Source organism: Bacteroides celer (assembly GCF_002632415.2).
GTDB lineage: Bacteria > Bacteroidota > Bacteroidia > Bacteroidales > Bacteroidaceae > Bacteroides.
Genome location: NZ_CP178209.1, coordinates 552,912 through 566,334, shown reverse-complemented (window position 1 = coordinate 566,334; position 13,423 = coordinate 552,912). Strand labels below are relative to the sequence as shown.

Genomic DNA, 13,423 nt, shown 5'->3' with positions numbered 1-13,423 from the left:
CAAGGAATTATCTCAATATTAATTATTTTGTGAACGCACTTCTTCAAAATCGCTTGCCCAGCAATTTGAGACACCATATCTTTGCAATGTGATCACAAAATAATAACTAGATTTACTAACGATTAAAACTATTAAGAATTATGGCACTGAAATATGTAGTCAAGAAAACGACCTTTGGCTTTGATAAGGAAAAAGCCGAAAAGTATGTAGCTAAACCATTCAACGTGGTTACTGTTGATTTTAAAATGCTATGCGATCAAGTAACAAAAGTAGGATTCGTTCCACGCGGTACTGTAAAATCCGTCCTCGATGGATTGATTGATTCACTGATAACGTATATGGAAATCGGGGCATCAGTCAGCCTTGGAGAATTCGGAACTTTCCGCCCTTCTTTCGGGTGTAAAAGTCAGGATGATGAAAAAGAGGTAACTACGGAAACTTTAAAGAACCGTAAAATTATTTTCACTCCCGGAAGTATGTTTAAAGGTATGATAAAATCGATAAGTATCCAAAAGTTGGATAGCTCTAAAACCAATAGTTCCGGTACGCCTGACAATGGAAATGGAGGCAGCGGAGAAGGTGGTGGTGAAGCACCGGATCCAGCAGCATAAGAAATCGTATGAATGATTAATATTTAAAGACAAATCCGGCTTAAATGAGCTTAAGCTGGATTTGTTAATTTCTCAAATAACTTGTTTTTCTCACAGAAATTCCCGATTATTGCAACCTAATACTAATCGAAAGGGCTTCATGAAAAGAGTCGATTCCGTTATTTCCTTAATATATTCACTATCGAAATCTGAAAAGAAACACTTCTCTTTGCAAGTCGTCAAAGATAAGGAGGAGAAAGACTATCTGGTTATTTATGATATTATCACAAAGGGCAAACAGCCCAATGGAAATGCAGTGAAAGAAGAATTTTATAAGCGCAGACCTAAAGGTTCTTTCGAAGTATCCATTCAATATTTATATGAGAAACTGGTAGATACGCTACTCACATTAAGAAAGAAGAAAGACATCTACTATGATTTGCTAAATGATCTATGCAAAGCCCGTATGCTTTATGAACGCTCTCTATTCGAAGAGTGTTTCGAGATTTTATCCAATACAATAGAGCAAGCACAATTTTATGAGAATAACGAAATTCTGACGATTGCTCTGAAACAGGAACTGGAATATCTGCTACGGCTGAATTTCCCTAACATGACAGAACAGGAACTTTTTCACAAGCATTTTATTCAGAATGAATCTTTAAAGAAAATCCGAAAGATAACGGAGCAATCCTCACTACACAATTTACTGAAATATCGTCTCTCTCATATCGGGGCGATACGGACTTCAAAACAGAAACAGGATATGAATGACCTCATGGTCAACGAACTTTATATAGCCGCTTCTTCAGATGCGGAGGGAAATTTTGAATTGACACGAAACCATAAACTTTTTCAAGCAAACTATTTAATGGGAGCGGGAGATTACAGAGCCGCCCTAAACTCATACAAGGAACTGAATTCTTTGTTTGAACAGAACCAACAGTTTTGGTCGAATCCACCCATTTATTATTTGTCAGTGCTCGAAGGAGTGCTCGGAAGTTTACGTTCAGTAGGCAACTACAACGAAATGCCGTACTTTCTGGAAAAATTAAAAAGACTGATAGCTGAAGATTCTTCTCTTGAATTTAAAGTAAATGCCACCTGCCTGCTCTTTCAGTACGAACTGTTCCCTTATTTGGACAAAGGAGATTTCTTAAACTGTACAGAGGTCATGAATCGTTATCAGGAGACGCTCTACGACAAAGAAGCCTGGCTAAGTCCTATACGCAAAAGTGAACTATTGCTTTATACAACGATTGTACATATTGGTAATCAGAACTATAAAGCAGCCAAAAAATATATAAGTAACGCTATTGTCGACCATAATATTAAATACCTCCCATTGATGAGAACCATTCGTCTGGTTCGCCTCATCGCTTATTACGAAACACAAGAATACGAACTGATCCGGCACGAATCACGTTCCATTACCCGAAGTCTTTCTTCACCGAAAGAACAGACATTTAAGACTGAACGAATTATTCTATGGTTCCTGAATAAAAGGAACCTCCCTATCCTGCGCAAAGATCGGGAAGCCTTTTGGGAAAAGCTGTCTCCGGAAATCCAGGAGCTATATAATGATAAATACGAGAACCAGCTTTTACGCATCTTTGATTTCACAGCATGGATGGAATCGAAAATCCGGAAAGAAAAGCTTTCCGAGGTCCTCGGATGGCGCACAAATGCTAAAGAATTTTAAAATCAAAGATTCTAAAGGCATTTCCCCAGCATAAAAAAGCACTTTTCAAATCTCCTTTTTCTCTTTGTTATTATATAAAATGTTCTCATATCACTATTCTATATCTTCTTGTTATTAAAGACAATCTATCACATTATATCCTCTTTGAAATTATATAAATCAATTATTAATGTAGAAAATGATGCATCTTTATTTCTTTCATTTGCATTGTTTTAATTCTTAATACCATGGAAACTATATCTATTCACAAACCTAAGGTAGTAGTAATTGGAAGTTGCAACACAGACATGGTTGTGAAAGCCAACCGACTGCCTGTACCAGGTGAAACCATATTAGGAGGCACTTTTTATATGAATCCCGGAGGTAAAGGTGCCAACCAAGCTATTGCAGCATCCCGCTTGGGAGCCGAAGTAACTTTCATCTCCAAAGTCGGATATGATTTATTCGGATTACAAGCATTAGAAATATATAAATCGGAAAAGATTAACACCGATTTTATCTTCACCGACCAAAAAAGTCCGTCAGGCGTAGCACTCATCTCTGTTGACTCTTTCGGAGAGAACAGTATTATCGTTGCGCCAGGTGCAAGCCGTTCCCTCTCTATTGAAGATATCAATAAAGCTGAAGAAAAAATCAAGGAAGCTGATATTATCTTAATGCAACTCGAAATACCTATAGAAACGGTGGAATATGCAGCCACTATTGCAAAGAAATATAACAAGAAAGTAATACTCAACCCGGCACCGGCCTCTACATTGAGTAATTCTTTCCTCAACAATGTACATACCATACTCCCTAATCGTATTGAAGCAGAAATGCTGTCGGGTATTAAGGTGATGGATATTGACAGTGCCCACCGAGCAGCTGAGGCTATCGGAGAAAAAGGTATAGAAAATGTTGTCATCACTCTAGGAAAAGATGGAGCATACGTGAAAGAAAAAGACCAATATGCCATGATTCCTGCCAAAGAAGTAGAGACAATAGACACAACTGGTGCCGGAGATGTATTTTGTGGAGCATTCAGTGTCTATCTGTCCGAAGGACATTCACTGGCGGAATCTGTCACATTCGCCAATGCAGCAGCTGCTCTTGCCGTGACACGCATCGGTGCACAAAGCGCTATTCCATACAAGAGAGAAATAGTTCTATAAAACAAAGAGAAACCTAGGTTAATCACATAAATCTGATTCAAATGAAAGTAGTAGTTATTGGAAGTTCAAACATCGATATGGTTGCACAGGTCAACCATCTCCCGGCACCCGGCGAAACAGTTGGAGATGCCAATTTTATGCAGTCCCTTGGAGGGAAAGGAGCCAATCAAGCTGTAGCAGCAGCCAGGCTTGGTGGTTCTGTCACATTTATCACTTCTTTGGGAAATGATATGTATGCGGATATTTTAAAGAAACACTTTAAAAAAGAAGGTATCACTACAGATTACATCATTGATGACGTGAATCACCCCACAGGAACTGCACTCATCTTTGTTGCCAATAGTGGTGAGAACTGCATAGCAGTGGCCCCCGGAGCCAACTATTCTTTGCTACCCGGATCAATTGCACATTTCTCCGAAGTAATCGACGCAGCGGATATTATCGTTCTACAAGCTGAAATACCCTATGAAACTAATAAAAATATAGCTCTATTAGCCAGACAAAAAGGCAAAAAAGTACTGTTTAATCCTGCACCCGCCTGCCTAATTGACGAGGAGCTGATGAAAGCTATTAATATATTAGTTGTCAACGAGTTGGAAGCAGCATTCATTTCCGGTATAGAATATACAGGAGATAACCTTGAAAATATTGCTCAGACATTAATGGAGACAGGTGCGTGCAACGTTGTAATCACACTAGGAAGTCAGGGAGTATATATGAAGAACCAAAAAGAAACCATCCAGCTTCCCGGCTATAAAGTAAATACAATTGATACAATTGCAGCCGGAGACACATTCTGCGGAGCACTAGCTGTCATCTGTGCCCAAAAGGAAATAGATCAGGAAGCACTCAATTTTGCAAATGCTGCAGCAGCAATTGCAGTCACACGATCGGGTGCACAACCTTCTATCCCAACTCTCGACGAAGTAAAACACTTCATGTTAGAAAAAGATTTAGCCTTATCATTCAATTTTTAAATTTAATGAACCATGAAAAACAATCAACATTCTACCCTTTTAGGGAAAGTTGCTCAACAAGCAACATTCAAGATGAGATATAAGCTCATATTATTAAGTTTCCTACTCGTATGTTCGACGAATATTTATGCCCAGAATTATGTATCGGGAACAATCAAGGACAATAATGGAGAAGCTATGTTGGGAGTTTCTGTAATAATAAAAAACGGAAATACAACTTTAGGGACAGTCACAGACGCAAACGGATATTATCAAGTCAAAGCAGATCCCAGTGCCACTATTGAATTTAGCTTTATCGGATTCAAAACAGCACAGTTTTCAGTAGGAGATAAAAAAGTAATAAATGTCACATTAGAGGTAGATGACCATTTGCTGGACGAAGTAGTTGTCGTAGGTTACGGTACCCAGAAAAAAATTAATCTGACAGGTTCAGTCGGAGTCATCGACCAAAAAGCTTTTGAAGCGATCCCCGTTACAAATGCCGTCCAAGCATTACAAGGGCAAGTGCCCGGATTAAATATTTATAGCACCCAAGGAGGTGGACTTAACCAGAAGCAATCTATCAATGTGCGTGGAATCGGGACCATTGGAGAAGGTTCCACAGGAAGCGCCTTAATACTAATAGATGGTATGGAAGGTGATATTTACTCTATTAATCCACAAGATATTGAGTCCGTTTCCGTCCTAAAAGATGCTGCAGCTTCTTCAATTTATGGTTCAAGAGCCCCATTCGGAGTTATACTGGTTACTACCAAAAAAGGAAAAGCCGGAAAAGCACAAGTAAACTATAATAATAGTTTTCGCATAAGCAGCCCTATCAACATGCCTTCTTCCCTTGATTCTTACAAATTCGCCCTATTCTATAACGACGCAGCAGCCAATTCTGGATGGGGACCCTACAACTGGGTTTCAGAAGAACGTATAAACCGTATCAAAAATTATATGGATGGAAAAATCACCACCTCAACCATACCTGTTCCCAATAATCCTTCTTTGTGGGCAGACGGATATTCGCAAGGGAATGATAATATCGACTATTATGATTACTTCTTTAAAGATAATGTATTTGCCAATGAACATAACATCAGTGTAACCGGTGGAAGCGAAAAGATACAATATTATCTGTCCGCCAATTACTTAGGACAGGACGGAGAACTCAGAATTGGAGATGAAAACTCAAACAGATATACCGCATCTGCGAAGATCAACGCTCAACTATCAAAAATGGTATCAGTCGGATTCAACACTCGATTTATCAGGAGCGATTATACGCAACCTACACACTTGGATAATAACTTTTTTGCAGAAATCGGACGACAATGTTGGCCCACTAAACCCTTATATGATCCGAATGGCAATCTATATGACGACCATGTTCTTCAAATGAAGAATGGAGGCGAAAAACAAGAACGAAATACCTGGCTATACCAACAATTAAATATTACAATAGAACCAATCAAAGGCTGGCGTATGGTAGGAGATTTAAGTTACCGATACAACACACAATATTCTCACTGGGACTACCTGACCGTGCATCAGACAGGTGTAGATGGAAAAACGAAAGGCAATACATGGAATAATGACTCACAGGTACATGAAGGGAGCTATGCCAGTGACTATTTCAACATCAATCTCTATACCGATTATACAAAAACATTCGCCAAATCACATCATACAAAAGTTCTCTTCGGTTTCCAAGCAGAACAAAACAACTACAAGGATTTAGCTGCCGAAAAACTGGGTGTCACTTATCCGGGTAAACCAACAATCAACACCTCTACAGGAATAGATTCGAATAATCAGAAAGTAGCTCCTAATGTAGCAGGAGGGCACAGTAGATGGGCAACAGCCGGATTCTTCGGAAGATTAAATTATGATTTTCAAGAAAAATATCTTCTAGAGGTAAATTTACGCTACGACGGCTCCTCACGCTTCCGCAGTGACAGCCGATGGGGATTTTTCCCGTCCGCATCACTCGGCTGGAATATAGCGAGAGAACAGTTCTTCCAACCTGTAACGAAAGCTGTCAACACATTAAAAGTCAGGGCCTCTTATGGTAGCCTCGGCAATCAGAATACTTCTCTATTATACCCCACATATTCTACAATCGGAACCGGGGCAGGCAGTTGGATTATTGACGGGACTGTAGCCAACATTGCTTGGGCACCGTCACTTGTTAGCTATAATCTCTCCTGGGAAAAGATTCGCACTTGGAATATGGGAATAGATTTCGGTCTGTTCAATAACCGATTGACCGGTTCATTCGACTACTACATCCGCAAAACAGATGATATGGTAGGCCCTTCGGAAAAACTACCGCTAGTTCTTGGTACGGCAGTTCCCAGTTCCAACAATACCAACCTTAAAACATACGGTTGGGAACTGGAATTAATGTGGAAAGACCGACTTAACAACGGATTGAATTACAGCGCCCGTTTTACATTGGCGGATAGCCGTACCCAGATTACCCGTTACTCAAATCCTTCGGGATTGATAGACGGATATTATACAGGCAAGTACGCAGGCGAAATATGGGGATATGAGACAATCGGCATAGCCCAAACCGATCAGGAAATGAACGAGCATATTGGAAGATTGACTAATGGCGGACAGAGCAATTTGGGACAAGACTGGAAAGCCGGGGATATTATGTATAAAGACCTGAATGAGGACGGAAAAATAGACGCCGGTAGCCGCACATTGCAAGATCATGGTGACTTGAAAAGAATTGGAAATTCTACTCCCCGTTACAATCTAGGATTAGAACTGGTAGCAGACTGGAAAGGATTCGATATCAGAATGTTTTGGCAAGGTACACTAAAAAGAGACTATTTCCAAGGAAGCTATTATTTTTGGGGAGCAAATGGGCGTCAGGGACCTTGGTTCTCTACAGCATTAAAAGGACATGAGAATTATTTCCGGAATGACGAGAGTAGTCCTTTAGGAGTGAATCTGAATTCTTACTATCCGAGACCACTCTTCAATACGGATAAAAACCAACAATCACAAAGCAAATACCTACAGGATGCATCTTATATGCGCTTAAAAAATCTTCAGATTGGATATAATTTACCGCATAATATAGTCCAAAAAATGGGTATACAAAACCTGAGAATCTTCGTATCAGGTGAAAACCTACTGACTATCACCAGCATGATTGACTTCTTCGACCCAGAATCCATCGAAGGAGGTAGTTGGGGACACGGAAATGTCTACCCACTCTCCAGAACCTATTCTTTCGGACTTAATGTAACATTCTAAAAACAGAAAAATATGAAAAAGCTTACTATATCAACGTTATTGAGCAGCATGCTTATTCTGGCAAGTTGCAATGATTTTCTAAATCAAGAACCTCTCGATCAGCTCTCTCCCAATGAGTACCTGACAACAGAAAGTAATATTGCGGCTTTTGCTACAGACCAATATCAAGTGCTTCCCACACATGGTACTTATGGGTACGGAACCTTTGAAAATGATAACAACACTGATAATATGGCAGGTATACAACCAAATGTAATATATGCTCCGGGATACTGGAAAGTTGGACAGGAAGGTGGTTCTTGGTACTTCGGAGATATTTACAGGTGCAATTACTTCTTCGAAAATGTACTTCCTTCATACGAAGCCAATGCTATTGTAGGGAATGCAACCAATATCAAACATTATATCGGAGAAATGTATTTCTTTAGAGCATTTATGTATTTCGAAAGACTAAAGTCATTAGGGGATTTTCCTATCATTACAAAAACCTATCCCGATGAACGTGAAGTTCTGATAGAAGTCAGCAAACGTGCCCCTCGTAATGAGGTTGCACGATTTATCTTATCAGATTTAGATAAAGCGATTGAGATGATGCAAGACAAAGCGCCGACAGGAGGAAAAAATCGTTTAAATAAAGACTGCGCCATCCTATTTAAATCAAGAGTTGCCCTGTACGAAGGTTCATGGCTGAAAAACTTTAAGGGAACAGCTTTTGTCCCTAATGGCTCCGGATGGCCGGGAGCAAAAAAAGACTACAATGCCAGCTATACCTTCAAAACCGGAAGTATAGACAAAGAAGTTGATTTTTTCTTTGACGAAGCGATTGAAGCAGCCCTGACTGTTGCAGAAAAGCACAACATATTAACAACGAATACTGGAAAATTCCCTCAAAGTTCTTCCGAACCGGAGAACCCCTATTTCAGCATGTTTTGTGACATAGATATGGAAAAATATGATGAAGTGCTATTATGGAGACGTTATAACACCGGATTAGGGGTTGTCAATGAGGTCTGTCAATACGGATGCGTTGGAAATAACGGAGTAGGAACTACGAAAAGTATGGTTGATGCATTTATTCTTAGAAATGGAGAACCCATCTATGTATCTCCAATGTGGGCAGATGAGAACTCTTCTTATTGGGGTGACAACAATCTTACACATATTACTAAAAACAGAGATACCCGAGCTGATATATTCATCAAAAAGCCAGGACAGAAAAACTTACACACTCCGGCAGGTGACCATGGTGTTGAAGAAGAATGGGGACCTAATATCACTGCTTCTTCCGTCACAGAGAAATACAACACCGGATACGCTTTACGCAAAGGTTTGAATCCTGACGGAAAATACACCAACAACACCCAAAGCATTGTCGGTTCTATTGTGTTCCGTACTGCCGAAGCATATCTCAATTATATAGAAGCATATTATGAACGCCACGGTTCACTAGATTCGTATGCAGAAAAATACTGGAAAGCCATCCGCCGCAGAGCTGGTATTGACGAAGATTATGAAAAGACGATCAGACTAACCAATATGGAGAAAGAAGCAGAAACTGACTGGGGAGCTTACTCCGGTGGTGAAATCATTAATGCTACACGTTATAATATCCGTCGTGAAAGAAGATGCGAACTGATGGCAGAAGGATTGCGCAGCATGGATTTACACCGGTGGCGTTCTATGGATCAGATGATTACGGTTCCTTATCATATATTAGGAATGAACCTATGGCAAGAGATGTATAGCTGGGACTGGTATAAAGACGCCAATGGAAATTCAATCTTAAAAGAAGGGGAAAATGTCTCACCACGAAGCTTCAGCACCTATCTTGCTCCTTATCATATTACAGCCAATAATATTGCTTATAATGGCTATAAATGGAATATGGCTCATTATTTAGACCCAATAGCCGCTGAACATTTCCTGGTTACTTCATCAGGAGGTGACTTGAATACTTCACCTATCTACCCAAACCCGGGATGGCCCATGACCGGAGGAGGAACACCTCAATAAACTCAATATTACTATTAACTAAATAATTAAAAATCATTATGTACAGAAGAATAATTATACTAACTTATACATTAGTTTTCTTTTCGATGTTTGCTATAGCATGTTCCGACAACAATAATGAGAAATATGTCGAATCAGTACTACCCCAAATAGAGGTGAGTAAACTGATAACCGAAAATAACAAAACATACGTCTCAGTTGATGGTAAACCTTTCCCATTTCTCGGAGCACAAATTCGGCTTGATGCGCTCCTCTATTGTGACAAAATGACCATTAATGAGATTGAAAACTATTTCAAAAAAGCTCATGAGCTAGGGTTAAACTGTGTACAAGTTCCCATCCCATGGAATATGATAGAGCCTAAAGAAAACCAATATGATTATAGCATTGTAAATTCAATCTTACAATTCACCAATAAGTATAATCTAAAAATGGAATTGCTTTGGTTTAGCACAAATATGGTAGGAGATTCATTCTCCTATCTAGTCCCTCAATATGTTCTCCGGGAATATGACAAAAGGCTAAGCCGCAATGACGAAGGTAGTTTTTGGAACTACTATGGCTATCAATATACAATGATTCTCGACGATAAGTGGGTATTGGAAAAAGAAACAAAGGCCATTACCGCATTATTCAACCATATCCGATACTGGGACTCACAAAACGGAGAGAAACATCCAGTAATCTCGGCTCAAATTCACAATGAGCCTGACGCCTTAATGCGTTGGAGACTGGAACAAAAAGATTTGAAATATCGAGACGGAACTTCTCTCACTAAGGAAAAAGCATGGACAATGATTACAAATGCGTTGAATATAGTTGGAAAAGCTGTTAAAAACAGTTCCTATAAAGTAGTTACCCGTGTCAATCTAATATATGGTGATGGAGTTAATCCATTTCCAGAAGCAAATAATGCACGTCCCAAAGACATATTCGATTTAGAAGGAATTGACTTTATCGGAGTCGATGCCTATAAAGATAATCTTAAATCACTCAAAAATGAAGTAATTGCCTATGCATCAATAGCTGGTAACTATGCATTAGTTGCTGAGAATAAAGGTAGTTATTCCAATAGTCCAAGCCTTATATTAACAACATTTGCCTTAGGAGGAGGATATGATATCTATGATCTGGCTACCAGTAATTTTTTTATAAATAATACAACTGAACCAGATCAGATAGATCATGGAATTTACACCTGGGATTTACAAGAAAAAGAGTTCACCGAAGTAACCCGAAGGCTAATAAAAGGTTTGGCTGCCGCTTATATGGATGTTGCCAAAGTCAAACCGGAGAATTTTGCCGCATTTAATATTAGTGACAATAGACCAATGGACAACAAAGAACAGGAGATACGTACTACTGGAGTACAAATTACATTCCTTACTAACAATGCTTCATTAGGATTCGCACTGGATATGGGTAGTTATCTACTCGTTTATGCATTGAATGATTCCCAATTCAAATTTGAAAATGGTACATTCGGAGATATTATTTCGGGACGGTATGACAGTAACGGTACATTTATTAAAGAAGGAACCGCTACTATGGAAAAGCAGACTCTTAATGCCCAAGGAGGTATACTTTATAAAGTAACCTACTCTCCACAACAAGCATTAACTAGCAATACAATCGAGAATATTGGAAATAACCTATAAAAACGCACCATCATGTTGAGATATATTACGTTTACTCTCACCTTTGCTTTGCTACTTTGTTCTTGCACACAGCAAAAAGAAAATACTCTGGTAATACCGATTATCTTTGATACAGATGCCGGCAATGATATCGATGATGTATTGGCCATGCAGATGCTTTTCAATTATGAAAAGGCAGGAAAAATAGACTTGTTAGGTATCACCATCTGCAAATCTAATCCTTATGCAATAGAATATATAGATGGCTATTGTCGTTTCAATGACAGAAATGAGATTCCATTAGGATATGCATACAATGGAGTAAACCCGGAAGATGGTAATTATCTCCGGCAGACTTTGGATACTATCATTGATGGTAACAGGATATTGCAACCTCAAAGAAGTATAAAGGACAATCTGCCGGAAGGCTATAAGTTACTACGTAAAATACTGGCTACGCAAAAAGATAACTCCGTAGTATTTATTGCCGTAGGCCCGGAAACAAACCTGGCACGTTTGCTCTCTTCCACAGCTGACGAATATAGCGAATTGGACGGACGGTCACTTGTTGCCCAGAAAGTTAAATTACTATCTGTCATGGGAGGCCGTTTTGGCAATGGAGCCGACTCACCCGAATGGAACGTCATGCAAGACTTAAAGGCAGCACAAACAACCTTTGAAGAATGGCCGACACCTATCGTTACCAGTGGTTGGGAAATAGGAACCAGTATAGTATATCCACACCAAAGTATTCTGAATGATTTTCCCAATAGTTACAAGCATCCTCTCTGTGTATCATACAAGATCTACCAGCAAATGCCTTACGACAGGGAGACATGGGACCTGACTTCCGTACTGCAGGCTATAGAGCCGGAAAGAAACCTTTTTGGATTATCAGAGAAAGGCATCATAAGTATAGACAGTATCGGACAAAGTCTTTTTGCTCCTTCAAAAGAAGGCAAACATCAATACCTGACCATACGGGAGAAGAACGATATTCAAGCTATAACAGACGCGCTTGTGTATCAGGTTACAGGTAAAGCAAATGTCAAACCTTAAAAAAAGAGATTGTTATGTATATAGTCAATAGTTACACATTAGCTGTCGTCTTTTGTTTTATAACCATGATATGCTGGGGGTCCTGGGGAAATACTCAGAAACTGGCCAGTAAGAACTGGCGTTACGAACTTTATTATTGGGATTATACCATTGGTATTCTATTGTTTGCCTTTCTCTTGGTATTTACATTAGGAAGTTTTGGAGACTCTGGAAGAAGTTTTATAGAAGACATACAACAGGTAGAATCCCAATACATCATTAGCGCACTGATTGGAGGTATCATTTTTAATGCTTCGAATATATTACTTTCAGCATCCGTATCCATAGCCGGAATGGCAGTTGCTTTTCCTTTAGGAGTGGGGTTGGCATTAGTATTAGGAGTATTTATCAATTACTTCAGTTCTCCCAAAGGAGATCCGCTCTGGTTATTCATAGGAGTGATTCTGATTGTTATCGCTATCATTTGCAATGGTATAGCAGCCGGAAAAAATCAGAAAGCAGGCACCAACAGCAACAAGAAAGGAATCATCCTTGCCACTATTGCCGGCGTGCTAATGTCTTTCTTCTATCGCTTCGTGGCTGCTACTATGGATCTTGATAATTTTGAATCACCAACAATCGGAATGGCAACTCCTTATACAGCTTTCTTCATCTTTGCTATTGGTATTTTCCTTAGTAACTTTATATTCAATACTTTTGTAATGAAACGTCCATTCGTGGGTTTACCTGTAAGTTACAAAGAATATTTTGCAGGAAAGATCAATACACATATGGTAGGCATTCTTGGCGGATGTATCTGGGGACTTGGAACCGCATTAAGCTACATTGCAGCAGGAAAAGCAGGAGCAGCTATCTCATATGCCTTAGGACAGGGAGCACCGATGATTGCTGCACTATGGGGAGTATTTATCTGGAAAGAGTTTACAGGAAGCTCCAAAGAGACAAACAGGCTATTAGGTATAATGTTTGTGTTGTTCATCTTGGGATTGTTCTTTATTATCCTTTCCGGAGGTAATTAAGAAAAATATAATAC

The 13,423-nt window shown here is 39.3% G+C and carries 9 protein-coding genes; all 9 read left to right on the top strand.

What is annotated here, in order from left to right; genetic code table 11:
* Positions 1–140 precede the first annotated feature (140 nt).
* The 9 genes from CJF29_RS01780 to CJF29_RS01740 all read left to right on the top strand — a co-directional run bounded on the left by CJF29_RS01780 (position 141) and on the right by CJF29_RS01740 (position 13,409).
* Positions 141–611 carry a DsbA family protein gene (locus CJF29_RS01780; RefSeq protein WP_074558661.1) on the top strand — a complete coding sequence of 157 codons (471 nt, stop codon included), beginning with the start codon at positions 141–143 and terminating at the stop codon, positions 609–611.
* A 139-nt stretch (positions 612–750) separates the two neighbouring features.
* Positions 751–2,292 carry a hypothetical protein gene (locus CJF29_RS01775; protein ID WP_074558663.1) on the top strand — a complete coding sequence of 514 codons (1,542 nt, stop codon included), beginning with the start codon at positions 751–753 and terminating at the stop codon, positions 2,290–2,292.
* 227 nt (positions 2,293–2,519) lie between these two features.
* Complete coding sequence (gene rbsK, locus CJF29_RS01770) at positions 2,520–3,443, top strand: ribokinase (RefSeq protein WP_176553085.1); 924 nt, start codon at positions 2,520–2,522, stop codon at positions 3,441–3,443.
* Between the two features lie 41 nt (positions 3,444–3,484).
* Complete coding sequence (gene rbsK, locus CJF29_RS01765) at positions 3,485–4,420, top strand: ribokinase (protein ID WP_099145722.1); 936 nt, start codon at positions 3,485–3,487, stop codon at positions 4,418–4,420.
* Between the two features lie 12 nt (positions 4,421–4,432).
* Complete coding sequence (locus CJF29_RS01760) at positions 4,433–7,681, top strand: SusC/RagA family TonB-linked outer membrane protein (RefSeq protein WP_099145721.1); 3,249 nt, start codon at positions 4,433–4,435, stop codon at positions 7,679–7,681.
* A gap of 12 nt (positions 7,682–7,693) precedes the next feature.
* The gene (locus CJF29_RS01755; RefSeq protein ID WP_099145720.1) at positions 7,694–9,694 is read left to right on the top strand and encodes a RagB/SusD family nutrient uptake outer membrane protein; all 2,001 of its coding nucleotides are present in this window, start codon (positions 7,694–7,696) and stop codon (positions 9,692–9,694) included.
* 38 nt (positions 9,695–9,732) lie between these two features.
* Entirely contained in the window at positions 9,733–11,352 is a 1,620-nt protein-coding gene (locus CJF29_RS01750; RefSeq protein ID WP_099145719.1) for a DUF4969 domain-containing protein, read from the top strand.
* A 12-nt stretch (positions 11,353–11,364) separates the two neighbouring features.
* The gene (locus CJF29_RS01745; protein ID WP_099145718.1) at positions 11,365–12,390 is read left to right on the top strand and encodes a nucleoside hydrolase; all 1,026 of its coding nucleotides are present in this window, start codon (positions 11,365–11,367) and stop codon (positions 12,388–12,390) included.
* 14 nt (positions 12,391–12,404) lie between these two features.
* Positions 12,405–13,409, top strand: a complete 1,005-nt coding sequence (locus tag CJF29_RS01740) for a GRP family sugar transporter (protein WP_074558677.1) — start codon at positions 12,405–12,407, stop codon at positions 13,407–13,409.
* The last annotated feature ends 14 nt before the right edge of the window (positions 13,410–13,423 follow it).